Source organism: Collinsella sp. OM04-5 (genome assembly GCF_003439125.1).
GTDB lineage: Bacteria > Actinomycetota > Coriobacteriia > Coriobacteriales > Coriobacteriaceae > Collinsella.
In genome coordinates, this window is sequence record NZ_QSUU01000018.1 from 279 (window position 1) to 25,887 (window position 25,609).

Sequence of the window (25,609 nt, forward strand, 5' to 3'; positions counted from 1 at the left end):
GCCGTCATCGAGATTGAAGGAGGGGGAGGCCTCGCGGCCTCCCCCTTTTTTGCGTTTAATAGAGAGCTGTAATACAAGAACTCGCCTTCGTTTAGCTTGTCTTACTGTTTGGCTGTATTTTGAGTCCTTCTTTTGTATTTGCGCGATAATAACTCCCATTGGCGTTAGGGAGGACTTGATGTTTACCGTTTTTGTCTTGGGCAATATTGCTTCGGGTAAGTCGACTGCCTGCCGCTATCTCGAATCTCATGGCGCCATGCTTATCGATCTGGATGAGCTTGCCAAATCGCTGTACGTGCCGGGGTCGGATATCGTCAATGCTCTTGCTGAAGAGTTTGGCTGGGATATTTTGGACGAGGAGGGCGGCGTTCGACGTAACATCCTCGCTTCTCGAGCTTTTGTCTCTCCTGATGCGGTTGCAAGGCTCAATAGCATTGTGCACCCCGTTCTCGTTGAGCAGCTTTCGCTGAGGATTCTCGATCCTGTCTGCTGTACGGTTTCGTCTCCCCGCTATCCCTTCGCTGCGGTCGAAGTATCTGCTCCGACTGGCTTTGAGGACGCCTTTGGCCTTGCGGATGAAATTATGGTTGTTAGTGCTCCTTTGGCGGTCCGTCGCGAACGTGCCATTCACCGTGGTATGGAGCCATCCGATTTTGATGCTCGCTGCGCTTGCCAACCCGATGAGTCTTCGCTTTGCCGTCTCGCCACAACCGTGATTGATAACGCAGCGGGCGACAACACGCTCTTTGAACAACTGGATGCATGGCTTGCTCGCCATGGCCTTATGGACGCTACGAATAAGGGGGCGACAGATGCCTAAGACGCGTTTCTTTACGTGGTATCGCTTTGTGCCGCTGGCTCTCGTTTTCGTCTTTGGCCTTATCTCGCTCGTTTACTCGTGTGCTCCCGCCGCTTTCTTTAAACCGCTTTATCCGATTGACTATGAGGCGTATGTAAAGCAGTCCAGTATTTCGCATAATCTCGATCCGTATCTGGTGTGTGCCGTCATCAAGTCGGAATCAAACTGGGATCCCGAGGCGGAATCCAACCAGGGCGCCCAAGGTCTCATGCAGCTTATGCCTGAAACCGCTCAGGATATGATCGCCAAGGGCCTTGTCGACGGGGACGAGTATTCTGCCGATAACCTGAATGACCCCGCTACGAATATCGAATTTGGGTGCGCGTACCTCTCGTACCTGCTGACGTATTTCAATGGCTCGACGGATAGTGCTATTGCTGCTTACAATGCCGGAATGGGCAATGTCGATGGGTGGGCGCAGCAAAACACATCGCTCCACAACGCGATTACCTTCCCCGAGACACAAGCCTATTTGATTCGTGTCAATAATGCCTGGGTTCGCTATAAGACCCTCTATCCCGACCGGTTCGTATAGGACTATGCCTGCCGCCTGCGTATACTGCAGATATATGAGTTAGGAGTATCCATGGCGGATTTTGAAGTTGAGCGTGTTGGCGGAGAGCTCAAACGTTTTGGCGTTGAGGGCTCTGATGTGCCGTTTAAGGTCGTGTCTCCCTATGAGCCTGCAGGTTCCCAGCCGAAGGCCATTGAGTCGCTTGTGAAGGGTGTGAGGGACGGAGACCGCTATCAGGTTTTGCTTGGCGTGACCGGTTCGGGCAAGACCTTTACCATGGCCAAGACCATCGAAGCTCTCGGTAAGCCAACGCTGGTCATGGCCCCCAACAAAACCCTCGCCGCACAGCTTGCGAGCGAGCTCAAAGAATTCTTTCCCAACAACGCTGTGGTCTACTTCGTCTCGTACTACGACTATTATCAACCCGAGGCATATGTACCGCAGAGTGATACGTATATCGAGAAAGACTCGTCGATTAACGAAGAGGTCGAGATGTTGCGCCATCAGGCGACAGCATCGTTGCTTTCTCGACGCGATGTGATTGTCGTCGCATCGGTCTCGTGCATCTATGGCATCGGTTCTCCCGAGGACTATGCGGGCTTGGCACCAAACGTCGATAAGAAGGTGCCGCTCGAGCGCGATGACTTTATCCATGCGCTCATCGACATTCAATACGACCGTAATGACTATGACCTGGCGCGTGGTACGTTCCGCGTACGTGGCGATGTCGTCGATGTGTATCCGCCCTATGCGGAGCACCCGTTGCGGTTTGAGTTCTTTGGCGACGAGGTTGAGCTGATTGCCGAGATCGATGAGGTTACCGGTGAGATGTTGCGTGAGTACGAAGCGATTCCCGTGTGGCCGGCTTCGCACTACGTGACCGAGAAGCCAAAGGTGAAGGCGGCCCTGAAATCGATCAGCGAAGAATGCGAAAAGCGCGTGGCGGAGCTCAAAGCGACCGACAAGTTGCTCGAGGCACAGCGCCTGCAGCAGCGGACCGATTATGACCTCGAGATGCTCGAGACGATGGGCTTTTGCAACGGCATCGAGAACTACTCGCGCCATCTGGATGGACGTAAACCGGGCGAGCCGCCGTTTACCTTGATTGACTACTTTCCCAAGGACATGCTCTGCATCATCGACGAGAGCCATGTGACGGTGCCGCAGATTCGCGGTATGCACGAAGGCGACCGATCGCGTAAAGTGACCCTGGTGGAGCATGGTTTTCGCCTGCCCTCGGCGCTCGACAACCGTCCGCTTCGCTTCGATGAGTTTGAGGCGAGGATCCCGCAGTTCATCTACGTTTCGGCTACGCCGGGTGACTATGAGTTGCGCGTGAGTCAAAACGATGTTGAACAGATTATTCGACCGACCGGCCTGCTCGATCCCAAAATCGACGTTCGTCCGGTCCGAGGCCAGATTGACGATCTTGAGGACGAGATTCGCGAGCGCGTGGCCCGCAAGGAGCGCGTGCTGGTGACCACGCTGACCAAGCGCATGGCCGAGGATCTGACCGATCACCTGCTCGATGCCGGCATTAAGGTCAACTACATGCACTCCGATACGGCGACGATGGACCGTGTCGAGATTCTGCGAACGTTGCGCGAGGGCAAGATCGATGTTTTGGTTGGCATCAACTTGCTTCGCGAGGGTCTGGATCTTCCCGAGGTCTCGCTGGTGGCAATTCTCGATGCCGATAAGGAAGGTTTCTTGCGTAACCGCCGTTCGCTGATTCAGACGATTGGCCGTGCGGCCCGCAATGCCGACGGCGAAGTCATCATGTACGCCGACGTCGTGACCGATTCGATGAAAGAAGCCATCGAGGAGACGCAGCGCCGTCGTGAGATCCAGATGGCCTACAACGAAGAACACGGCATTGTGCCCAAGACGGTGCACAAGGCCATCAACGATATTTCGAGCTTTATTGCCGAGGCCGAAAAGACCGTGGGGTCCAAGGGACGCTCGAAGGGCGACTCTCTGGGCCATGGTGCGTTCTATACACCCGATGAAAACGGCGAGGGCGAGGTGCCAGAGACGGTGACGCCTGAACAGACGCTTACCGAGCAGCTGGAAGGGCTGCCGCATGACGAGCTGGTGCGGATCGTCGAGACCATGGAAGAAGACATGCGTAATGCCTCCGCCGCCATGGACTTTGAGGAGGCGGCGCGCCTGCGTGATGCCGTCGTTCAGATTCGGGCGATGCTCGAGGGCGCGCCCGAGGACGAAACGATTGAGCGCCTGCGCTCGCAGGCCCGCAAGGGTTCCACGTTCGCTTCGGGCAGAAAACGCCAGGGCGCGCGATTTAAGAAATAGGGTACAGGCCCCGCGCTTCTCGTTGAGCTCGGGGTCTGTGTCTTTAGTGTGCTAGAGGTCTGCAATCAGGGCTTCGGCGCACCGGATGCCATCAGTGGCGGCGCTCATGATGCCGCCGGCATATCCTGCTCCCTCGCCGCAAGGGTAGAGGCCTGGAGTCGCCACGGCGTGACACGCGCGATCTCGGGTGACGGTGACCGGGGAGCTCGAACGCGTCTCCACGCCGGTAAGCACGGCATCGGGACGGTCGTAGCCCCGTAGCTTTTTTCCGAGCAGGGGAATTCCCAGGCGAAGCGACTCGACGATATGCTGCGGCAGGGCTTCGTCAATTGCCGTCCAGGTCACACCGAGCGGATAGGTGGGCTTTACCTTTCCGGGCGCCTTACTGGCGCGTCCTGCGAGGAAATCTCCGACGAGCTGTGCTGGTGCGTTCCAGTTGGAACCGCCCAGGCGATAGGCGGCCACCTCGCAGGCACGCTGGAGCTCGATGCCGGCGAGCGGGTCATTGTTGGGAAGGTCCTCAGGCGTGACGTTAACGAGCAGGGCGGCATTTGCGTTGCGTCCGTCGCGGGCATTGAGGCTGGCCCCGTTGACGCACAGGTGGCCCGGCTCGGAAGAGGCGGCGACAACCTGCCCACCGGGGCACATGCAAAACGAGAACACGCTGCGCCCGTTGGGGAGATGGGCGACAAGCTTGTAGGGGGCTGCTCCGAGGGCGGGATGTCCCGCCGAAGGGCCATATTGAGCGCGATCGATATCGAGCTGTGGGTGCTCGATGCGTACGCCCATGGCAAAGGTTTTTTGCGCGAGGGCTACGCCATGGTCCTTGAGGAGCTCGAATACGTCGCGGGCGGAATGGCCGCAGGCAAGGATAAGGTGCTTCGTGGCGATTTGCTCAGTCGCGGCATGTTGAGACGCCTGGACATCGATGCCGGTGATGGCGCCGGACGCGTCGGCGCGAATGTCAACGAGCTTTGTTCGATAGCGGACGACACCTCCGAGCCGTTCGATGCGCTGGGAAATATTGGTGACAACAGTGGGAAGGATGTCGGAGCCAATGTGCGGCTTGGCATCCCATAGAATGTCTCGGGGTGCACCCGCTTCGACGAAGGTGTCCAGGATAAGGCGATGGGCGGGATTTTTGGTTCCCGTATTGAGCTTGCCATCCGAGAAAGTCCCCGCACCGCCCAAGCCAAACTGGATATTGCTCTCGGGGTCGAGGGCGCGCTCCTTCAGAAAGAGGTCGATTGCCTGCGAGCGGCGAAGCGCTGGGTCGCCCCGTTCGATAAGCAAGGGCTTCAGACCTGCTTCGGCGAGGGTAAGTGCGGCGAAAAGGCCAGCGCATCCGGCGCCGACGACGACGGGGCGCTCTTTGGGCGCGCCGGAAACGGGGGAGGGGAATGAAGGCTCATTGTCGTCTATCGTGCGCACGTGTGAGCGGTCGCGCACAGCAACGCTGTCGAGCACTGTCTGCTCGATGTCTGGGCTCGTTAGCTCAACACGAAAGCTCAGGATAAAATGAACGTCTCGTTTCTTGCGGGCATCGATGGACTTGCGGTGGAGCTCGATGGACTTGATCTCGGAGTCTTTGCAACGCAGGACGCGTTTGACGACTCGCTTGCCAACGATAAGGCAAGCTTTTTCATCGCCGGCTTCATCGAGCGACGCATTGACTTGGGTGATTTCGATCATCGAGGTCTCCTTAGATGCAAGAAAGAGGCCGCCCGGTGTCCCAGACGGCCCGAATGCGTTTTGATTATAGACTGCGCAGCTATAGGTTACTGGCAGCGCGAATGCCCGAAAGCCACGCCCATGCAAGGTTGAAGCCACCGCAGTCGGCGTCGATATCGAGCGCTTCGCCGCAGACGCAAAGCGGGGCATAGGCTGCGCCGTTCGCGCGAAGGCCGGGTATCGAGACGGTCTCGATGGGTATGCCGCCACGTATGACCTGTGCCGAGCGCTCCTCGGCCGTTCCCTCGACAAGCAGTTTAAAGTGCTTGAGGATGGAGACCAGATGGATGACGTCGTGCGACCCGGGGTGGCGCTGTTCGAATGCGGCGCAGACAACGCGAGAGAACTGCGGGGCGAGCATGCCGTCGAGCCAGCGGGGGTCGCGGGACGAAAAACCGCCGAGCAACGCAACTCGCTGGTTAAGCATATCGAGCAACTCGTCTTTGGAGAGGTCGGGGAAAACGTCGAGCAGAATCGTGTCGCCGCGCTGGACGCGACGGGAGAGGTTAAAGGCGGCAACGCCCGAGATGCCAAAGGTTCGGAAGAGCACTTCGCCGTCTTCGTGCCAGAGCTCCTCGTGATTGCGGGTGAGCGTCAAACGGGCGCGGACGCGCAGGCCATCCAGTGTCTTGAGCGCAGTCTGGTCGCCGAAGACCGATGCCGACACGGGGCAGAGGACGGGGCGCTGCGGTGTGAGGGGAAGGCTGAACGTCTTCGCGATGTCGGCAGGGCTGCCGCCCGTAGCGATAATCACGGCCTTTGCCTGCAAGGTCATGTTTTTGCGCGGGGTATCGGCGAGCGCCCTCCGAAGCGAGCGGAGCTCCGATTTTCGATCGCCGTGCTTTTTTGCCTTAAGCGCCCGTGCGGGACGGTCTATTTGGAGTGTCCAGCCCTCGGGAGCTTTGTGCGCCATGGCAACGTTGGCTCCGCAGATTAAGGTGACGCCCAGACGATCACAAACGTTGAGAAGCGCGTCGTGCACCGATTCGGCGCGGAGGGAGCGTGGGTACAGTCGACCTTCCTCGGAGGTCGTCATGATGCCCAGCGAGGAGAAGAAGCCCATAAGCTCTTGTTCGGGCCGGGGGCCCATGACGGATTCGACGAAAGCGGGATGGTTGTACCGCCGAGGATCAATCGATTCGTTTGAGAGATTGCAGCGGCCGTTGCCGGTCGCAAGGAGTTTAAGGCCGCAGGCGACATCGCGCTCAACGATGCAGGCGCTTTTGCCAGCGCGTGCGGCCGTGATGGCGGCGGCGAGACCCGAGGCCCCGCCGCCGATTACCAGGACGTCATAGAAGGCGCTCGTGTTCACTTAGGCCTCGTCGGTCTCGTGCGGGGCGATGGCCTCGACGGCAGAGACGGCCTTGGGCAGCATGCCATCGGGCAGCGCGGTCTCGACCTCGCCCTTATCGCAGGCCTCGGCGAGTGACGGATTGATGGGAAGTTGACCCAAGATGTCGAGGTTGTAGCGCTCGGCGACTTCGGGGAGGTTGCTCTTACCAAAGACCTCGATCTTCTTGCCGCAGTCGGGGCACTCGATATAGCTCATGTTCTCGACAACGCCCAGAATGGGGACGTTCATCTTCTCGGCCATGTTGACTGCCTTGGCGACGATCATCGAGACCAAGTCTTGCGGGCTCGTGACGATGACGATGCCATCGACGGGCAGCGATTGGAAAACGGTGAGCGCGACGTCGCCCGTTCCCGGAGGCATATCGACCAGCAGGTAGTCGATGGGGCCCCACGAGGTCTCGCTCCAGAATTGCCTGATGGCGCCCGCTATAACCGGGCCACGCCAAAGGACGGGATCGGTTTCGTTTTGGAGCAGCAGGTTGGAGCTCATGACCTTGACCCCGTGCTCGGAGATCTCGGGCAGCATAAGATTGCCGAGAGCATGGACATGACGTCCGCTCATACCGAACATCTTGGGGATGGAGGGGCCGGTGATGTCGGCATCGAGGATGCCGACTTTGTTGCCGCGGCGGGCAAGCTCGGTGGCGATGGCACCGGTGACGAACGACTTGCCGACGCCGCCCTTGCCGGATAACACGGCGATAACGCGCTTGACTTCGGATAGCGTGTTCTCTTCAAATTCCTGCGGTGCGGTTTGTCCGCCGGCCGCCTGTGCGTGCTCGCAACCCATATCTGACTCCTTTGTATGCGTTGGGGCAAGGCCCCACGATGTGACACGAGCGTCATTGTACCCTCGTTTGCGAACGTGAGCCATTTGTGATGCGCGGCTGGCGATCGATGGCATTCGAAAGCATGGGTCGGGCAGGCGACGTGCGCGCGTCGGATAAATCAAAAGGTCTGCGAATCTTGTATCACGAACATCTGTGCGCGTTGAGTGCGCTAAACTCATCGACGGTGTGATTTGAAGTTATAGGAGGCAAGGAGCTTCCATGTCTGATTCCTCTATCGTTATTCGCGGTGCGCGCGAGCACAACTTGCGCGATATCGATGTATCCATTCCACGCGACCAGCTCGTGGTCATTACCGGCCTTTCCGGCTCGGGCAAGAGCTCGCTGGCGTTCGACACGATCTATGCCGAGGGCCAGCGCCGCTACGTCGAGAGCCTGTCGAGCTATGCGCGTCAGTTTTTGGGCCAGATGGACAAACCCGATCTGGACTCGATCGACGGCCTTTCGCCGGCTGTTTCGATCGATCAAAAGACGACATCCAAGAATCCTCGATCGACGGTGGGCACCGTAACCGAGATTTATGACTACCTGCGACTGCTGTTTGCTCGCGTCGGTACGCCGCACTGCCCCGAGTGCGGTCGCATAATCGAGCGCCAGACGACCGACCAGGTTGCCGATAAAGTCCTGGCTGCGGGGGAGGGCCGCCGCGCGTTCGTGCTGGCACCGGTGGTTCGCGGTCGTAAGGGCGAGTATGCCAAGCTGTTCGAGGATCTTCGCGCCGAGGGCTTTAGCCGCGTGCGCGTCGACGGCGAGGTTCGCTCGCTTGATGACCCTATCGATTTGGATAAGAAATTCAAGCACGATATCGAGGTCGTGGTCGACCGTATCGTGATTCGCGAGAACTCCCTGGGCCGTATTGCCGAGTCCGTTGAACAGGCGACTGCGCTGGCGCACGGCAATGTGAACGTATACTTGCTGCCCGACCGCGACGCTCCCGAGGGGACCGAAGGCGAGTTGCTGGAGTATTCGCTGGCGCTGGCGTGCCCGGAGCATGGGCACTCCATCGATGACCTGCAGCCGCGCGATTTCTCGTTCAACGCGCCCTATGGCGCGTGCCCCGAGTGCGATGGCCTGGGCTTTAAGAAGACGGTCGATGCCGAAGCGCTAATCGAAGACCCCTCGAAGTCGATCGCCGACGGGGTCTTTGGCAGCCTGTTTGGCAACTCTAACTACTATCCGCAGATTTTCGCTGCGGTCTGCAAACACTTTAAGGTGAGCGTCGATACGCCGTGGGAGGATCTGCCTCCGCGGGTGCGTCGCGCGTTTTTAGACGGCATGGGCGACCAGAAGATTTCGGTCGACTATCAAAAGCTCGATGGGCGTCGCAGCCAGTGGGACACCAAGTTCTCGGGCGTGCGCAATATCCTGTACGAGCGCTATAACGAGACGACGAATGAGAACACCAGGGCGCGCTTGGAGAAGTACATTCGCGAGGAGCCGTGCTCGAGTTGCCATGGTGCTCGTCTGCGCCCCGAGATGCTCGCCGTTACCGTAGGCGGTAAGTCCATTTACGAGGTCTGCTGCCTGTCGTGCCGCGAGTCGCTCGAGTTTTTTGAGGGCCTGGAGCTTACCGAGCGCCAACAATTTATCGGCGGGCGCATCGTTAAGGAAATCCTGGAGCGCCTGCGCTTTCTGGTCGATGTCGGACTCGACTATCTGACCCTCGACCGTGCCTCGGCGACGCTTTCCGGAGGCGAGGCCCAGCGCATTCGCCTGGCAACGCAGATCGGCGCCGGCCTCATGGGTGTCCTGTACATTTTGGACGAGCCATCGATCGGCCTCCATCAGCGCGATAACGAGCGCCTGATCAAGACGCTTGAGCGCCTGCGCGATATCGGCAATACCGTCATCGTCGTTGAGCATGATGAGGATACGATTCGTGCTGCCGACTATGTGATCGACATGGGCCCTGGCGCGGGCGTGAACGGCGGACACGTGGTCGCCGCGGGAACGCCTGCCGATATCATGGCGTGCCCCGATTCGATGACGGGTGCCTACCTGACTGGCAAGCGAATGATTCGGGTTCCCGATAAGCGCCGCAAGCCCGGTCGCGGCTGCCTTAAGATCACGGGCGCCCGTGCCAACAACCTTAAAAACGTTACCGCCAAGATTGAGTTCGGTACGCTTACGGTCGTTACCGGCGTGTCGGGATCGGGCAAGAGCTCCCTGGTTACCGACACCATCGCGCCTGCTCTTACGAATGCCATTCATCGCTCGACGCGTCCTGTGGGCCCGTACAAAAAGCTCGAGGGTATCGAGTGCATCGATAAGGTGATCGACATTGACCAGTCGCCGATCGGCCGTACACCGCGTTCCAATCCCGCTACGTACATTGGCCTGTGGGATGATCTGCGCGCGCTGTTTGCGAGCACACCGGAGTCGAAGGCACGCGGCTACTCGCCGGGACGTTTCTCCTTTAACGTGAGCGGCGGCCGCTGCGAAGCATGCAAGGGCGACGGACAAATTAAGATCGAGATGCACTTCCTTCCCGATATCTATGTTCCCTGCGAGGTCTGCGGCGGCAAGCGCTATAATCGCGAGACGCTTGAGGTCACCTACCGTGGTAAGACCATCTCTGACGTGCTCGACATGAGCGTCACCGAGGCGCTGGCTTTCTTTGGCAATATTCCTCAAATTAAGCGTAAGCTCCAGACTCTGTACGATGTGGGCCTGGGCTATGTGAGCTTGGGCCAGCCGGCAACGACGCTTTCGGGTGGCGAGGCACAGCGCGTAAAGCTCGCCAAGGAACTTCACCGCCGTCAGACGGGTAAGACGTTCTACATTCTGGATGAGCCGACGACCGGTCTCCATTTTGAGGATGTCCGCCAGTTGCTCGACGTGCTGCAGCGCCTGGTCGATGCGGGCAACACGGTTCTGGTAATCGAGCATAATCTCGATGTCATCAAGGTCGCCGACCGTCTGATCGATATGGGTCCCGAGGGCGGCAATGGCGGCGGAACCGTCGTGGTCTCGGGTACGCCGGAGCAGGTCGCGGCATGTTCGCAGAGCTACACGGGCAAGTTCTTGGCTCCGCTGCTCGAGCGCGACCGTGAGCGTCAGGCACAACTCGACGCCCAGTAAAGAGACGCCGTCATGCGAGAAGCGCCACCGATTCCTTTCGATTCGGTGGCGCTTCTGTGTGTCGAGATGGCGCATGCTGCTACATTGGACATATACTTAGGCGTTACGTTCGAACGCGAGGGAAGGGGCATGCCATGGCAAAGGCTGCAAAGACGCCGAAAACCAATGCGATGCGCGAGCTGGAAAACGCCGGCATCTCCTATATTCTCCATACGTATGAAGACTATGGCGATGAGTCGGCGGGTTTAGGCGTTGCGATTTCGGAACAACTTGGCGAGGAGCCTGGCCAGGGTTTTAAGACCTTGGTTTGCGTGACGCCGTCCAACGAACACGTTGTGTGCTGTATTCCCGTTGCCGACGAGCTTGACCTAAAGGCCGCCGCGCGCGCCGCTGGTGAAAAGTCGCTGACCATGATGCATGTCAAGGACTTGCTTGCCGCGACGGGGTATGTCCGGGGCGGCTGCAGTCCAGTCGGCATGAAAAAACGCTTTCGGACGCTGATCGATGAGACATGCGTCCTTTGGGATACCATTTTTATCTCAGGCGGTAAGCGTGGCTATCAGCTTGAGCTTGCCCCCGACGACTTAGTTGCATTTTGCGGGGCGACGGTTGCCCCGATCACGAGAGAGGACTGAGCGATGCCGCAGGAAGAATCGAAGCGCGGGGCTCACTTTGCAAAGCGTTCGGCTTCTCAGGCGTCCGCGTCTGAGGCTTCTTCGGTCGACGACCAGATTCGAAACGCCTGGTCCGCTGCTGCAGATCCAGGGGAGACGGCCGTGTATTTGCGTGCTGCCGGTGCTGGTGCGGCGCTTCCTCGTACGATTCTCTCTTCGGGTCGCCCCGATGAGACGGCGGTGTTTTTGGCCGCGGCTCAATCCCGTGCCGGACGGATGCCTGCTGCCGCTGGGGCGTCTCGTGCGCCGCGTCCCGATGAGACAGCAGTGTTCTTGATGGCGGCTCAGGGAAAGGGCACGTTGAAGGGCGCTCCAGCCGATCGTTCCGCAAGGCATGCAACCGACGGGGATGACGAGCAGCTGCTTATGGATGACGAGTGGTCACCGCTCGGCTCGACCGATCCGGTCGAGGGCGTTGCTGTCGACGACGATGATTGGGGCCTTTTGTCGTTTTCTGATCGAACCGCTGCCGCCAGGGAAGTTGACACGGTGTTTGGTGATGATGCCGTAGCTAACGATGGCGCTTCGTTTGACAACGATGTCACGCCTGCTGGCGGCGCTTTTTCTGCCGATGATGCCGTTTTGGTCGACGACCCCTTCGCGATAATCGATGAGCCCGATATCGAGGTTGATTCTCGACAACACACTGAAGTTAGCCCCCAATCGCAGGACGACGTAGATGATATGGGCTCGTCGGATTACTCTACGGTTGGCCGTTCTGCCGGCCTTATGACTGCGCTGACCATCGTGTCGCGCGTCACAGGGTTCATCCGCACGTGGGCTATGGCTGCCGCCATCGGCATGTCGCTGCTCTCATCTTCCTATCAGGTCGCCAACAACCTGCCCAATATGCTCTACGAGCTCGTGATGGGCGGTATGTTGGTTACCGCCTTTTTGCCGGTGTACATGGGCGTGCGTCGTGAACAGGGTCGCGACGCCTCAAACGAATACGTAGGCAATCTGCTCGGCATCCTGCTTTTGCTGCTGGGCGGCATTTCGGTGCTGGGCACCGTGTTCGCTCCGGGCTTTATCTGGACGCAGTCGTTCCTTTCGGGTGACGGCGGCAGCATAAATACAGCCGCGTTCATGTTTCGTTTCTTTGCCATCCAGATTCTGTTCTACGGGCTGGGCTCGGTGTTCTCGGGCGTTCTCAACGCACACCGCGACTACTTCTGGTCGACGTTTGCCCCGGTCCTCAACAATGTGATTGTCATTGCGAGCTTTATGGGCTTTGCGCCCGTGTCCGCACAGTTTGGCGAACGTGCCGGCATCATCTTGATTGCGGCCGGTACGACCCTCGGTGTCTTTGTTCAGATGGCTTGTCAGATCCCCGCGCTTGGCAAGCACGGCGTGCATCCCCATATCCATATCGACTTTAAGGACCCCGCACTGCGCCAGACGATTGCGCTCGGTATCCCGACGCTGCTCGCTACGGTGTGCATGTTTGTCTCGACTTCTATCACGAACGCTGCCGCGCTGGTGGTCCAGCCCGAGACCGGTCCTTCCGTCATCGCCTATGCGCGCCTGTGGTACACGCTGCCCTACGCGCTGATTGCCGCCTCGCTTTCGACGGCGCTCTATACCGAGCTCTCTCACGACGCACAGGAGAAGGATTACGACAGCGTTCGCACGGGCATTTCGCGTGGCGTCGCCCAGATGCTGTTCTTCCTGGTTCCGTTCGCGCTGTACCTGATTGTCTTCGCGCGTCCGCTCAACATGATCTACTGCGCTGGCAAGTTCGATGAGTCCGGCGTGGCGCTGGTGTCCGAGTTCCTTGTCTACTTGGCGTTCTCGCTGCCGCTCTACGGCGTGGTCGTGCTGATGCAGAAGAGCTTCTCTGCCTTGCTCGACATGAAGCCCTATAGCCGCTATTGCCTGTATTCCGCCATCGGCCAGGCCGGCTCGGTTCTGCTGTTTGGCGTTGTGCTGGGCTTCGGTATGCCGGCAATCGCGCTTTCGTATGTCGTCGACTACGTGATCTTGGTCGGTTGCTCGCTGTGGTGGCTGCGTCGTCGTCTGCGTGGTCTTCAGGTTAAATCTATCCTGCATGGCGGTTTCTTTGGCCTTTTGCTCGGTGGCCTGGGTGCTGCCGCAGGCGCCGGCGTCATGTGGGCGCTTGAGCACTTTGTCGGGGCACTTGGCGGCTCGATTCTGATTACTCTTGGCTACGTTTGCGTTGCGGGTGTCGTCTCGCTTACTGTTACCTTTGGCCTTGCCGTCGTCCTTAAGATGCCCGAGGTCTCGGCGCTGATTCGTCGCAAGTAGGTGCGCGTGGCCGGTCACGACAACATTCCAACGCTTGCCGAGCAGGTTTCGCGCGTTCCCACGCAGCCCGGCTGCTACCTTTGGAAAGACGCCAAGGGCGATGTCATCTACGTGGGCAAGGCGAAAAACCTGCGCGCCCGTATGCGTCAGTACGTGACGCTGCAGGACGAGCGCCAGAAGATCCCGCTGATGATGCAGCTGGTGGCGAGCTTTGACTATATCGTGGTGGAGACCGAGCACGAGGCGTTGGTGCTCGAGCGCAATTTGATTGGTCAGTACCATCCGTACTTTAACGTCGACCTCAAGGATGACAAGAGCTACCCCTTTATCGCCATTACAAAGGGCGACCTGTATCCCGCTATCAAATACACGCGTGAGCGTCATAAGCCGGGAACGCGCTATTTTGGACCTTATACCGATAGCCGCGCGGCACGTGAGACGATAGATACGCTGCGCAAGGTTATCCCCATCTGCTCCGCATCCTGTGCGGAGTGGCGTCGTTGTCGCCGTATCGTCGAGTCCCACAAGGGCGAGGAAGACATCGTCAATATGATTTGCGCGCAAAACGGGCGCCCCTGCTTTGACTACCATGTCGGGCGTGGCCCGGGTGCGTGTGTCGGCGCGATTTCCCCGGCAGACTATGCCAAGAACGTCAAGCGTGTCGAGCGCTTTTTGTCGGGCCATCGCAAGGATGTCGTCGATGAGCTGACCTCCGAGATGACGGATGCCGCTGAGGCGCTCGACTTTGAGCGCGCGGCACGCGTCAAACGTCGTTTGGAGGTCATCAGGGGTCTGGACGATCGTCAGCAAGTCGTTTTTCCCTCCAGTGTCGATATAGATGTCATCGGTTTCTATCGCGAGGAGACCATCTCCGCCGCTTGCGTCTTCGTCGTTCGCGAGGGCCGAACAGTTCGCACCTGCGAGTTCATTCTCGACAAGGGTCTTGATGTTGACGAGGAAGAGCTCCAGTCGGGCTTTCTTAAGCGCTATTACGACGAGACGGCTGATATTCCAGCTGAGGTCAACCTTTCCGTCGAGCTTGAGGATGCGGAAGCACTGGGGGAGTGGCTTGCGGGCAAGCGTGAGCGTTCCTGCCATCTCCATAGGCCGCAGCGTGGCGAAAAGCACCGTCTGCTCGATATGGCATCCAAAAATGCGCGCCATGCCCTCATGCGCTACATGATGCGAACGGGGTACGCTGACGATCGCACCAATCAAGCGCTCCTGGAGCTCGAAAGTGCGTTGGCGCTGCCATCGCCGCCGTTGCGTATCGAGTGCTTCGATATCTCTACGCTGCATGGCACCTTTACGGTCGCCTCGATGGTGGTGTTTACCAACGGCCGCGCCGACAAGAGCCAGTACCGCCGCTTTAAAATCCAGGCCGAATTGGACGAGGCGAATGACTTCGTTTCGATGTCCGAGGTTTTGGGGCGTCGCTATGCTCCCGAGCGGATGGCCGACGAACGTTTTGGCTCGCGCCCCGATCTGCTCGTTGTCGACGGCGGCAAGCCGCAATTGACGGCTGCAATTAAACAACTTGAGGCCCTTGGGCTCGATATACCAGTTTGTGGCTTGGCAAAGGCCGATGAGGAGGTTTTCGTGCCTTGGGACGAGACTCCCGTCGTGCTACCGACCGGGTCCGCGTCGCTCTATCTCATCAAGCAGGTGCGCGATGAGTCGCACCGTTTTGCAATTACATTTCATCGTGAGTTGCGCGATAAAGCCATGACGGTTTCGGTACTCGATGACGTTCCAGGCGTGGGACCCACTAGAAAACGTGCCATATTGCGCCATTTTGGCTCGATGAAGCGTTTGCGCGCGGCGAGCGAGCGAGAGATCGCGGAAGTTCGCGGCATACCTGCCGATGTCGCCAAGGCGGTCCACGAGACGCTCGTCGCATGGAATGCCGAGCGCGCCGAGGCATCGGCTAGCCATTCCGATAGCTCAACACGAGCCTAAACAACTGGTATACATGCTTGCGCGATTTTCAAGCATTTATTTCGCCATGATTACCTGCTGGTTTCGGGTTTTATTAACGCTAAAACGTTTGACTAACCCAAGGAACAGCCCTGCTATCCTGCGGTTTGACGAAGACTGATATCTCACCTCATCGATACATACTGTCTACAGTATCGTTTGTCAACGAATTCGGTGAACGGTAGTAAATACCGTTCAAGCGGATGTATGTATCGGTCGCCGAGCGCGGCACCCAAGTTGGGTTCGTCGGTAGGTAAGGTATATATCGTCCGCAAGTTGCGCGGGGGCACGTCTAGGTGCTCCCGGGTAAGATTCTCTATTGATAGGAGAAGACATGGCCATCATCAACAAGGGTATGTCCAGGCGTTCGTTCCTCGGCCTCACCGGCAGCGTCGCTGCTGTCGCAGGGCTTGGTCTCACCGGCTGCGGTGGCAGCTCTAGCGACGAGGGTTCCGCTTCCGGTTCCACCGATTCTGCCAACCGTGGCGGCGGCGTGATCACCGCTGGTTCCGCTTACGCTCCGTCCAGCTTCGATCCCGCCAGCACCGGCTCCGCTGTGGGCCTGGGTGCTAACTGGCACGTCGTCGAGGGCCTCTACGGCATCGATTACCACGACTACAGCACCTTCAACGAGCTCGCCACCGACGATCCCAAGTCTGTGGACGACACCACCTTCGAGGTCACCATCCGCAAGGGCGCCAAGTTCTCCGATGGCACCGAGGTCACCGCTGACGATGTCGTCGCCTCCTACACCGCTTGCGCCGCTTCCGCTACCTATGCTCCGTTCTTCCAGCCCTTCGAGTCCATCGAGGCCAAGGACGCCAGCACCGTGACGGTCAAGACCAAGGTCCCCAACTTCTCCCTGCTCAAGGATCGTCTGGCCATCGTCCGCGTTACCCCGGCCACCCAGACCGAGGAGGATCGCGCCAAGCAGCCGATCGGCTCCGGCCCCTGGATGTACGACTCTATCTCCGATACCGAGATCACCCTGGTTCCCAACCCCGAGTACAACGGTGAGTATGCTGCCGAGGATAAGAAGATCCAGTACAGCATCCTGACCGACCCCACCGCTCGCGTTACCGCTCAGCAGGAGGGCTCCACGCTCGTTATGGAGCTCGTCACCGCTGACGCCGTCGACCAGCTCGAGAGCGCCGGCTGCAAGATCGACAACGTCCAGGGCTTCGGTACCCGCTTCATTATGTTCAACGTTGCCAAGGAGCCTTGGAACAACGTCAAGGTCCGTCAGGCCGTCATGTACGCGCTCGACACCGAGAAGATGGTCAGCAACACCTTCGCCGGCCTTGCCACCGCTGCCAGCTGCTACCTGCCCAAGAGCTTCACCAACTATCATGAGGCTTCCACGGTCTACAAGACCGACGCCAAGAAGGCCAAGAAGCTCATTGAGGAGTCCGGCATCACCCCGGGTGCCATCACCCTGCGCACCACCGACAACGAGCAGATTAAGGGCATGGCCGCCCAGGTCAAGAACGACCTCGACGCTCTCGGCTTCGACGTGACCATCCAGACCGATACCTCGCCGGCCACCTACGCTGCCATCGACGGCGGCGAGGCCTACGATATCCTCCTTGCCCCTGGCGATCCGTCCTGCTTCGGCGCTGATCCCGACCTGCTGCTTAACTGGTGGTACGGTGACAACGTCTGGATGCAGACCCGTTGCCCGTGGAAGGAGTCCGCTGAGTGGGAGAAGCTCCACGGTCTCATGGACGAGGCTCTTGCCGCCGAGGGCGACGAGCAGCAGAAGAAGTGGAACGAGTGCTTCGACATCATCGCCGACAACGCCGTTCTGTACCCCGTTGTCCACGTTAAGACCGTCTCCGCTTCCTGGGACGATCCGTCCACCGCGCCCAACGGCGAGGCCCTCGATGGCTTCAAGGGCATCGGCACGACGAGCATGTCCTTCAGGGGCGTCGCGACCGTCAAGGCCTAAGACTCGCTTGAGTCATATGTAGGGCGTCGGTCGTAAGGCAACGTCCTCATAGTTGAAACAAAGACCCGGGCGACCTCGATGTCGCTCGGGTCTTGTAATGAGTATCCGTACTCATATACCAGTTGGTCCTACCGACAAAAGAAAGGGGAGAGAACGTGAACAACTTGCTACGTTTGATTGGAAGGCGTCTTGTGGCGCTGCCGATCATGGCATTGGGCGTCACCGTCCTGGTGTTCTTCCTTATGTCGTTCTCCAAGACCGACCCCGCCTACACGGCGTTGGGTGACGGTGCCTCGCCCGAGGCGGTTGCCGAGTACCATGAGAAGTATGGTCTGGACGACCCCTGGCCCGTGCGCTACGTGCGCTATATGGGCGATTTGATCCATGGCGACATGGGCACCTATGGTGCTGCTCGCAACTCCGTTGCCAAGCGCATCTCCACGGCCCTGCCCGTCACGATGCAGCTGACCTTCATCGGCCTTGCCATCGGTGCGGTCGTTTCGTTTTTGCTCGGCGTCATCGCGGCACTGTATCGCGACAAATGGCCGGACCAAGTGATCCGCGTCTTTTCCATCGCCGGCCTGGCAACCCCGTCGTTCTGGCTTGCCGTTCTGTTGATCCTGCTGTTCTCTTCTTATCTCAAGGTCCTCCCGGCATCGGGTGCCCTGCCTCACTTCACCACGAATCCGGCTGGTTATCTGGGCCGCATGATTATGCCCGCCATCGCCTTGGCATTTCCGCTGACGGGCCAGATGACTCGTATCGTGCGCACCGCCATGGTCGAGGAACTCGACAAGGACTATGTCCGTATGGCTCGCGGTGCCGGCGTTCCCGAGAAGGTCGTCGTCGGCATCAACGTTCTTCGCAATGCGCTGATCACCCCGGTCACCACCCTCGGTCTTAAGATCGGTTATCTCATGGGCGGCGCCGTCGTCATCGAGGTTATCTTCAACCTCCCCGGCATGGGCACCGCGATTCTGCAGGGCGTTCAGGGCAACGAGGCGAACCTGGTTCAGGGCGTCGTTATCGTCGTTGCTCTTGCCTTCATCATCATCAACATCGTGGTTGACATGCTCTACCTGCTCATCAACCCGCGCATCAGGACGGTGTAGATTATGGTAAAGATTCGAGAGAAGCAAACCGAGCAGCTCGAGAAGGCTGCCTCCAAGGGGCTCAAGCTCGGTGGCTGGAAGAAGATGACGCTGTCTTCTAAGATTGCCGCCGTCGTGCTGGTGCTGGTCGCCCTGACTGCGATTCTGGCGCCCCTTCTTGCCCCCTATAGCCCGGTCGAGATCTTTACGGCTCGCCAGGCTCCCGGCAACGGATTTATCTTCGGTACCGACGATAAGGGTCGCGACATTCTGTCGCGTATGCTCTACGGTGGTCGTTACTCGCTGATTATCGGCTTTGGCGCCACTGCTATGGCTCTGGTCTGCGGCTCGGTCGTGGGCGCCCTTGCAGCGGTTTCGCGCAAGGCCGTCTCCGAGACGATCATGCGTATCTTGGACATCATCATGTCCATCCCGGGCATCGCCCTCGCGGCCGTCTTCGTCTCCATCCTGGGCAACTCCGTGCCGTCGATCATCTTCGCCATCGGCTTTATGTACACTCCGCAGATTGCCCGTATCGTGCGCGCCAACATCGTGTCCGAGTACGGCGAGGACTATGTCCGCGCGGTCATCGTTTCCGGCGCCAAGGCTCCGTGGATTTTGATCAAGCATGTTCTGCGTAACTGCATCGCCCCGATCATGGTCTTCACCGTTACCCTGGTCGCCGACGCCATCATCTTCGAGGCCTCGCTGACCTTCATCGGCGCTGGTATTCAGGAGCCCACCGCTACCTGGGGCAACATCCTCGCCGACGCCCGCGGCGGCGTGCTCGCCGGCCGTTGGTGGCAGGCGCTGTTCCCGGGCCTGGCCATCATGATCACCTGCCTGGCACTCAACATCCTCTCCGAGGGCATTACCGACGCCATGGCCGCTGCTCCCTCCGCCGCCCTGGATCCGACCGATTCCTCCAAGCGTCGCGAGGCCGACCTGCTGGTCTCTGACCCCGTTCGCGCCTACAAGGAGCAGGCCCAGTCCCTCTCCGCTCGCCTTGGCGCCCTGCGCGATGTCGAGCTCAAGCGTGACGATCGCCATGTGCCCGACGAGTCTGTCGAACCGATCCTTTCGGTCCGCGATTTCTGCATCCAGTTTGAGCATCACGGCGATATCAACGTCGTCGACCATGTCAACTTTGACGTCCGTCCTGGTCAGACCATGGGCCTGGTGGGCGAGTCCGGTTGCGGTAAGTCCATCACCACGCTGGCCATCATGGGCCTGACCGACGATGACGAGCACCTTTCCGGCGAGGTCCTCTGGGAGGGCCGCGACCTGCTCAAGATGAGCAAGAAGGAGTGGTTCGGCCTGCGCGGTACCGATATCGCTATGGTCTATCAGGACGCCCTGTCCTCGCTCAACCCCTCCATGCTCATCTCTGCCCAGATGAAGCAGCTCACCAAGCGCGGCGGCACCCGCAGCGCCGAGGAACTCCTGGAGCTCGTGGGCCTCGACCCCAAGCGTACGCTCGAGAGCTACCCGCATGAGCTTTCCGGTGGCCAGCGTCAGCGTGTCCTGATCGCTATGGCCCTTACCCGCGACCCCAAGCTGGTCATCTGCGACGAGCCCACGACCGCTCTGGACGTTACCGTCCAGAAGCAGGTCATCAAGCTGCTCAACGACCTTCAGGCCAAGCTCGGCTTTGCCATGATCTTCGTCTCGCATGACCTGGCGCTGGTCGCCGAGGTCGCCCATAACATCACGGTTATGTACGCCGGTCAGGTTATCGAGCAGGCGCCCACCAAGGAGCTGCTCACTAACCCGATCCACGAGTATACCCGCGGTCTTCTGGGCTCCGTTCTGTCCATCGAGAGCGGTTCGGGCCGTCTGCACCAGGTGCCCGGCGCCGTTCCGAGCCCGCGCGATTTCCCCAAGGGCGATCGCTTCGCGCCCCGCTCGAGCCATCCGCGCATTGGCCTGGACACCCGTCCGGTCTTCAAGCGCGTGCCCGGCACCGAGCACTTCTATTCCGAGCTCCCCGACGAGGTGCTCAAGGCAAATGGTTTGACCCCTCACGCGGAGGTGATGTAGATGAGCGAGACCGCAGTCAACGGCGTCGAGCCGATCATCTTCCTTGATGACGTCCACGTCACCTTTAGGACCCGTACCGGCTCGATTCTGCACCCCAACCTGGTTCACGCCGTCCAGGGTGTAACGATTAGGCTCATGCCCGGTCAGACGATCGGCATCGTCGGCGAGTCCGGTTGCGGTAAGTCCACCACCGCCAACGTCATGTGCGGCCTGCAGGCCCCCACGAGCGGCAAGGTCTACTTTAAGGGCAAGGACGTAACCAAGCGTACCGCCGAGGACCGTCGCCACATGGGTCGCGTCATCTCGGTCGTGTTCCAGAACCCGGCCACGGCGCTCAACCCCCGCATGGTCGTTCGCGAGCAGCTGCTCGATCCCATGCGCGTCCACAATCTGGGCACCGAGGCCGAACAGGAGAAGCGCGTCAAGGAACTCCTGGAGCTCACCGGTCTGCCCAGCTCCGCCGCCGAGGTTCTTCCCGGTCAGCTTTCGGGCGGCCAGCGCCAGCGCGTCGCAATTGCCCGTGCCCTGTCGCTGAACCCCGATGCCATCATCGCCGACGAGCCCACCTCGGCTCTGGACGTTTCGGTCCGCGCGCAGATTCTGAACCTGCTGACCGACCTTAAGAAGGAGCTCGGCCTGGCCATGGTGTTCATCAGCCATGACATCCAGACGGTCCGCTATATCTCTGACGACATCATCGTTATGAATGGCGGCAAGATCGTCGAGCAGGGCGAGGCCAAGCAGGTCTTCCAGCACCCCCAGGACCCCTACACCAAGATGCTGCTCGGCGCTGCGCCGTCGCTGCTGCATCCCAAGCTCGGCGAGTAGTCTCGCTTTCCCTCCCGTGCGCCCGGTTCCCTTGCCGGGCGCACCTCCGTTGCGATTTCGAAAGGTTGGGTTCACGAGCCATGCCAAGTGCTCAGGAGCTGCAACAGCAATTTGGTGAATATCGAGGCGCCATGCCCCGTCCATCAGATTTCGATCTCTTTTGGAAGGATCGCATGGCCGAGGCCGACGCCGTCGGGCTTGACTATGCGATCGAGACGGCATCGGTCACCGATGCCGTGACCTGCCAGCTTTTCGACCTCTGGTATACCGGCATGTGTGGCGCTCGCCTGCATGCCAAGTACCTTAAACCCGTCTCGGACGAGCCCGTGCCATTGGTACTTCAGTTCCATGGGTATCCGGGTGCAAGCCGCAGCTGGTTTGAGCAGGCGTCGTTTGCGGGCATGGGCATGGCACTCATCGCCCTCGACTGCCCCGGCCAAGGAGGTCCCTCCGAGGACATTGGTGGATTTGAGGGCACAACGGTCGCGGGCCATATCGTCGCCGGTATCGACGGCGACCCGGCCAACCTCTACTATGTCCGCTTGCACCAAGATATTCGCATCCTGTGCCGCATCGTTCGCGAGCTCGAGGGCATCGATCTTGCCCGTGTGTTTGTGAACGGCGCGTCGCAGGGCGGCGGTTTGGGCATTGCGACCTGTGCACTTAACAGCGAGCTTATCAATCGCGCCGCCATCCTCTATCCCTTCCTGTCGGATTTCCGCCTGGTCTGGGATTTGGATGCCGACGACATTGCCTACGAGGGCCTGCGCTATTGGTCTCGCTGGTTTGACGAGGACTCGACTCGTATCGACGTAGCCTATGCCAAGCTGGCGTACTTCGATTCCAAGAACTTTGCCCCTATGGTCAAATGCCCCGTGCTGTTTGGCACCGGCACAGCCGATACCGTCTGTCCGCCAGCGACGCAGTTTGCGGTCTATAACAACCTGACCTGTGAAAAGCGTCATGAGTTCTTTGAAGGCTTTGGCCACGAGGAGATTCAGGATTTTGACGATCTGATCATTCCGTTTTTCTGCAAGGGAGGGGAGGCTTATGTCTAAGTGCGAGAGCAATGTCAATGAGCTGATTGTCTCCGACCTTGTGGGGATTCCCGGAACGGTCTCGTCAAGGCTCGCTGATTTCCGGGATTGGCGCGGTGATGCTTCTGCGGATGTTTCCGAATTAGAGATAGCCGCTTCGGACCTTGAGGTTTGCGGGCCGAGTATTACGGTGATCGATTTCGCCAATCCGTATGCCCGCTACTCCGAGGTTTCCTTTGAGCTTGGTGGCGATGTGGTCCACGCACGCTTGATTGAGCCTGCCGGTCGCGCCCGAGCATCCGAGCTTGTGCCGCTATGTCTGATGTTTCACGACATCGACCGACCCGTGCGGGGATGGCATCACATGACGAGGTTTGCGGCCATGGGATATGCCGTGCTTGCGCTGGACGATGAGGCGATTGGATCCAGCGAGCTGCAGCAGGGGATTGCCTCTCCTGCTTTTGTCAAGCGCGTCCGTTGGGGTTGCGCGATGGCGAAGGTGGCGCGCAATCTTGATGGCGTGGACCCCGACCGCATCTTTGCATGGGGCGAGGGCCTTGGCGGCGGAGTCGCGCTGGCGGTTTCTGCTCTGGACGAGCGGGGCCTCGCCTGCACGGCGGTTGCCAATCCGCTTCCTGGCGGCCTCGAGGCGCTGTCGTCTCGGGTGCGCGGATCGGTGCTCATGGGCACATCGCTTATGGATACCGTGAGCGATCCCAAGGATCAGTTTGCCGTATTCAACGGTCTTGAGTGTGACCGGAGGCATATCATCTATGCAAAATACGCTCACGAGCGCATCAATGCGTTCGAAAACAAAGTCGTCGACTTCTTTAACCAAACGTTCTACCCGTGTTCTTTGGCCTAGACGGCCTGGACACTGCCAACAAGAGTGGGCGGCATAGGGCTGCCCGCCAGACAGCTAAGGAGATTCTTGTGGCAACTCAGAAATTCACCGGCGTTATCCCTCCCGTCGTTGTTCCCGATACCGAAGACCACCAGCTCGATGTTGCCTCCTTTGAGCGCAGCATCAACCGCATGATCGATGCCGGCGTCGATGGCTTGTTCTTCCTGGGCTCCTCGGGCGAGGTTGTCTTCTCCACCGACGAGCGTCGCCGTCAGATCATCGCCGAGGCCGTCCGTATCGTCGACCACCGCGTTCCCGTTCTGGTCGGCATCATCGACACCGAGACCGAGCGCATGATCGAGCACGGCAAGGTCGCTCAAGAGCTGGGCGCCGATGCGCTTGTCGCCACCTGCCCGTTCTATGCTCTGCAGGGCATGACCGAGGTCGAGGAGCACTTCCGCATCCTGCATGAGGAACTCGACCTGCCCATCTTCGCCTACGACATCCCCGTGTGCGTCCACACCAAGCTCCCCTGGAAGCTCCTTGCCAAGCTCGGCGCCGAGGGCGTTCTGGCCGGCGTCAAGGATTCCTCGGGTGATGACATCTCGTTCCGCTACCTCGTTCAGGAGAACGAGAAGAACGGACATCCGATGAGCATCCTCACCGGTCATGAGGTTGTTGTCGACGGCGCCTACCTCGGTGGCGCCGACGGTTCCGTCCCGGGTCTCGCCAACGTTGAGCCCGAGGGCTACGTGCGTCAGTGGAAGGCCGCCCAGGCTGGTGACTGGGCTACCGTCAAGGCCGAGCAGGATCGCCTCAATGAGATTTCGCACATCTGGGATGTCACCTCTGGCGTCCAGGGCTATGCCGGTGGCGTTGGCGCCTTCAAGACTGCTATGAACCTCATGGGCATCTTCGACAGCCCGACCATGCCGCGCCCGGTGAAGGCCATGACCGGCGAGAACGTCGAGGCGATTAAGAAGGTCCTTCAGGACAACGGTCTGCTGTAGTGCTTTCCCAGGCGCCCAACCTCGCGCCTCAACCGTGCGGCCATGACCCATTAGGTCAATGGCCACACGGTTTCTCGGCGATTTCGGGCACCTGGAAAACCTTTACCGCGCTGTGACGGCTAGCCTGACGGCGCATTTCCTGTAGTTGTTTTTTATCTCCTAAGGAGAGCGACATGGAGAACAAGTACGTCTGCTCTGTCGATATCGGCGGAACTAAGATCGCGACTGCCATCATGGAGTACCCGGCTGACGGCAGCGTGCCCCATCCCGTTTTTGAGGCCGAGGTTCCTACCGAGGCCCAGGAGGGCGGCGAGGCCGTATTCCAGCGTATCGAGGCGTCCATCAAGGCTGCTCTCGAGTCGAATCCCGATGTCGAGGTCCTTGGCGTCGGTATCGGTGCCGCCGGCGTCGTCGATCCCAAGACGGGCGCCATCGCGTATGCCAATGAGATCATGCCCGGCTGGTCCGGCGTTCAGTTGGGGCCGCGTCTGCGCGAGGACCTCGGTCTTCCCGTTGCCGTCGTAGGCGACGTGCAGGCTCATGCTCTGGGCGAGGCCCACTGGGGCGTCGGCAAGGGCAAGTTCTCCGTCTTGTGTCTTGGCATCGGCACGGGCATCGGCGGCGCATATGTCGAGAACGGCCGCGTGATGCAGGGCTTCCATGGTGCTGCCGGCCATATGGGCCACATCGAGTGCTCGGCTGCCGCCGGCATTCCCTGCGCCTGCGGGCGTTCCGGCCATCTGGAGTCGGTTGCTTCGGGCACTTCCATTGGTCGAATGTACGATGAGCGTTTTGGCCGCGTCGACCCCAGCCGTCCTTCGGTCGGTCGCGATGTGAACGACCTGTGTCGTGCTGGCGACGCAAAGGCGACCGAGGTCATCCATGACGCCGGCTTTGCGCTGGGCGCCAGCTTGGGCTCGCTTGCCAATATTCTGGATCCAGAGGTCATCGTGCTTTCGGGCGGCGTAATTCATCAGGGTCCCGATTGGCGTTCGCAGACGTGGAAGGACTCGGTGCACGAGGGCTATGCCAGCCAGGCGCTCGACCCGCTTCAGGACACGCCGATCCTCATCGGTTCTCTGGAGGGCGACGCGCCGCTTATCGGTGCCGCCGAACACCTTCTTGCGTCGTTGAAGTAAACATAACTACCAAGTGCGCCTTCTGAGGTGCCGCAGATTGACGTGAAAGAGGAGCGA

At 59.6% G+C, this 25,609-nt stretch carries 18 protein-coding genes; 15 read left to right on the forward strand and 3 right to left on the reverse strand.

The window, feature by feature from the left end; all coding sequences use genetic code 11:
* The first annotated feature begins 178 nt into the window (after positions 1-178).
* From coaE to uvrB, 3 genes are read left to right on the forward strand one after another with little or no spacing between them, the layout of a single operon-like run.
* Positions 179-820 carry a dephospho-CoA kinase gene (coaE, locus tag DXB53_RS09540; RefSeq protein ID WP_117584264.1) on the forward strand — a complete coding sequence of 214 codons (642 nt, stop codon included), beginning with the start codon at positions 179-181 and terminating at the stop codon, positions 818-820.
* Positions 813-1,394, forward strand: coding sequence for a lytic transglycosylase domain-containing protein (locus tag DXB53_RS09545; RefSeq protein ID WP_117584265.1), 582 nt, complete (start codon positions 813-815; stop codon positions 1,392-1,394). The genes coaE and DXB53_RS09545 overlap by 8 nt, the downstream gene beginning before the upstream one ends.
* A 51-nt stretch (positions 1,395-1,445) precedes the next feature.
* Positions 1,446-3,686: an excinuclease ABC subunit UvrB gene (gene uvrB / locus DXB53_RS09550; protein WP_117584266.1), complete on the forward strand. Its 2,241-nt coding sequence runs from the start codon at positions 1,446-1,448 to the stop codon at positions 3,684-3,686.
* A 51-nt stretch (positions 3,687-3,737) separates the two neighbouring features.
* Here the strand turns inward: uvrB and DXB53_RS09555 are convergent, their stop codons facing one another.
* The 3 genes from DXB53_RS09555 to DXB53_RS09565 form a co-directional block, all read right to left on the reverse strand.
* Positions 3,738-5,378: an NAD(P)/FAD-dependent oxidoreductase gene (locus DXB53_RS09555; protein WP_117584267.1), complete on the reverse strand. Its 1,641-nt coding sequence runs from the start codon at positions 5,376-5,378 to the stop codon at positions 3,738-3,740.
* A 79-nt stretch (positions 5,379-5,457) separates the two neighbouring features.
* The gene (locus tag DXB53_RS09560; protein ID WP_117584268.1) at positions 5,458-6,729 is read right to left on the reverse strand and encodes an NAD(P)/FAD-dependent oxidoreductase; all 1,272 of its coding nucleotides are present in this window, start codon (positions 6,727-6,729) and stop codon (positions 5,458-5,460) included.
* Positions 6,730-7,560: an Mrp/NBP35 family ATP-binding protein gene (locus tag DXB53_RS09565; protein WP_117584269.1), complete on the reverse strand. Its 831-nt coding sequence runs from the start codon at positions 7,558-7,560 to the stop codon at positions 6,730-6,732. It abuts the gene before it with no gap.
* Between the two features lie 259 nt (positions 7,561-7,819).
* Between DXB53_RS09565 and uvrA the strand changes: the two genes are divergently transcribed.
* The 12 genes from uvrA to DXB53_RS09625 all read left to right on the forward strand — a co-directional run bounded on the left by uvrA (position 7,820) and on the right by DXB53_RS09625 (position 25,552).
* Positions 7,820-10,699 carry an excinuclease ABC subunit UvrA gene (uvrA, locus tag DXB53_RS09570; protein WP_117584270.1) on the forward strand — a complete coding sequence of 960 codons (2,880 nt, stop codon included), beginning with the start codon at positions 7,820-7,822 and terminating at the stop codon, positions 10,697-10,699.
* Between the two features lie 134 nt (positions 10,700-10,833).
* Complete coding sequence (ybaK, locus tag DXB53_RS09575) at positions 10,834-11,334, forward strand: Cys-tRNA(Pro) deacylase (protein ID WP_117584271.1); 501 nt, start codon at positions 10,834-10,836, stop codon at positions 11,332-11,334.
* A 3-nt stretch (positions 11,335-11,337) separates the two neighbouring features.
* Complete coding sequence (gene murJ, locus DXB53_RS09580) at positions 11,338-13,638, forward strand: murein biosynthesis integral membrane protein MurJ (protein ID WP_233503862.1); 2,301 nt, start codon at positions 11,338-11,340, stop codon at positions 13,636-13,638.
* A 6-nt stretch (positions 13,639-13,644) separates the two neighbouring features.
* Positions 13,645-15,597: an excinuclease ABC subunit UvrC gene (gene uvrC, locus DXB53_RS09585; protein ID WP_369831579.1), complete on the forward strand. Its 1,953-nt coding sequence runs from the start codon at positions 13,645-13,647 to the stop codon at positions 15,595-15,597.
* A 352-nt stretch (positions 15,598-15,949) separates the two neighbouring features.
* Positions 15,950-17,563 (forward strand): ABC transporter substrate-binding protein, encoded by a 1,614-nt coding sequence (locus DXB53_RS09590; RefSeq protein ID WP_117584273.1) that lies wholly within the window; start codon positions 15,950-15,952, stop codon positions 17,561-17,563.
* Between the two features lie 155 nt (positions 17,564-17,718).
* On the forward strand, positions 17,719-18,675 hold the full coding sequence (locus DXB53_RS09595) for an ABC transporter permease (RefSeq protein ID WP_055251823.1): 957 nt from the start codon (positions 17,719-17,721) through the stop codon (positions 18,673-18,675).
* Positions 18,676-18,678: 3 nt separating this feature from the next.
* A complete protein-coding gene (locus tag DXB53_RS09600) occupies positions 18,679-20,694 on the forward strand; it encodes a dipeptide/oligopeptide/nickel ABC transporter permease/ATP-binding protein (protein ID WP_035138893.1) in 2,016 nt (671 codons plus the stop codon).
* Positions 20,695-21,522, forward strand: a complete 828-nt coding sequence (locus DXB53_RS09605; RefSeq protein ID WP_089573612.1) for an ABC transporter ATP-binding protein — start codon at positions 20,695-20,697, stop codon at positions 21,520-21,522.
* An 80-nt stretch (positions 21,523-21,602) separates the two neighbouring features.
* A complete protein-coding gene (locus DXB53_RS09610) occupies positions 21,603-22,580 on the forward strand; it encodes an acetylxylan esterase (RefSeq protein ID WP_117584274.1) in 978 nt (325 codons plus the stop codon).
* Positions 22,573-23,424 carry an acetylxylan esterase gene (locus tag DXB53_RS09615; RefSeq protein ID WP_117584275.1) on the forward strand — a complete coding sequence of 284 codons (852 nt, stop codon included), beginning with the start codon at positions 22,573-22,575 and terminating at the stop codon, positions 23,422-23,424. The genes DXB53_RS09610 and DXB53_RS09615 overlap by 8 nt, the downstream gene beginning before the upstream one ends.
* 68 nt (positions 23,425-23,492) lie before the next feature.
* Positions 23,493-24,413: a dihydrodipicolinate synthase family protein gene (locus DXB53_RS09620; RefSeq protein WP_035138887.1), complete on the forward strand. Its 921-nt coding sequence runs from the start codon at positions 23,493-23,495 to the stop codon at positions 24,411-24,413.
* Between the two features lie 173 nt (positions 24,414-24,586).
* Positions 24,587-25,552, forward strand: a complete 966-nt coding sequence (locus DXB53_RS09625; RefSeq protein WP_117584276.1) for an ROK family protein — start codon at positions 24,587-24,589, stop codon at positions 25,550-25,552.
* The last annotated feature ends 57 nt before the right edge of the window (positions 25,553-25,609 follow it).

Coding starts and splice junctions, on each gene's coding strand:
- DXB53_RS09615 (WP_117584275.1), top strand. CDS start 22,573: ATGTCTAAGTGCGAGAGCAATGTCAATGAGCTGATTGTCTCCGACCTT.
- DXB53_RS09590 (WP_117584273.1), top strand. CDS start 15,950: ATGGCCATCATCAACAAGGGTATGTCCAGGCGTTCGTTCCTCGGCCTC.
- DXB53_RS09600 (WP_035138893.1), top strand. CDS start 18,679: ATGGTAAAGATTCGAGAGAAGCAAACCGAGCAGCTCGAGAAGGCTGCC.
- uvrB (WP_117584266.1), top strand. CDS start 1,446: ATGGCGGATTTTGAAGTTGAGCGTGTTGGCGGAGAGCTCAAACGTTTT.
- coaE (WP_117584264.1), top strand. CDS start 179: ATGTTTACCGTTTTTGTCTTGGGCAATATTGCTTCGGGTAAGTCGACT.
- ybaK (WP_117584271.1), top strand. CDS start 10,834: ATGGCAAAGGCTGCAAAGACGCCGAAAACCAATGCGATGCGCGAGCTG.
- murJ (WP_233503862.1), top strand. CDS start 11,338: ATGCCGCAGGAAGAATCGAAGCGCGGGGCTCACTTTGCAAAGCGTTCG.
- uvrA (WP_117584270.1), top strand. CDS start 7,820: ATGTCTGATTCCTCTATCGTTATTCGCGGTGCGCGCGAGCACAACTTG.
- DXB53_RS09565 (WP_117584269.1), bottom strand. CDS start 7,560: ATGGGTTGCGAGCACGCACAGGCGGCCGGCGGACAAACCGCACCGCAG.
- DXB53_RS09605 (WP_089573612.1), top strand. CDS start 20,695: ATGAGCGAGACCGCAGTCAACGGCGTCGAGCCGATCATCTTCCTTGAT.
- DXB53_RS09610 (WP_117584274.1), top strand. CDS start 21,603: ATGCCAAGTGCTCAGGAGCTGCAACAGCAATTTGGTGAATATCGAGGC.
- DXB53_RS09555 (WP_117584267.1), bottom strand. CDS start 5,378: ATGATCGAAATCACCCAAGTCAATGCGTCGCTCGATGAAGCCGGCGAT.
- DXB53_RS09545 (WP_117584265.1), top strand. CDS start 813: ATGCCTAAGACGCGTTTCTTTACGTGGTATCGCTTTGTGCCGCTGGCT.
- DXB53_RS09625 (WP_117584276.1), top strand. CDS start 24,587: ATGGAGAACAAGTACGTCTGCTCTGTCGATATCGGCGGAACTAAGATC.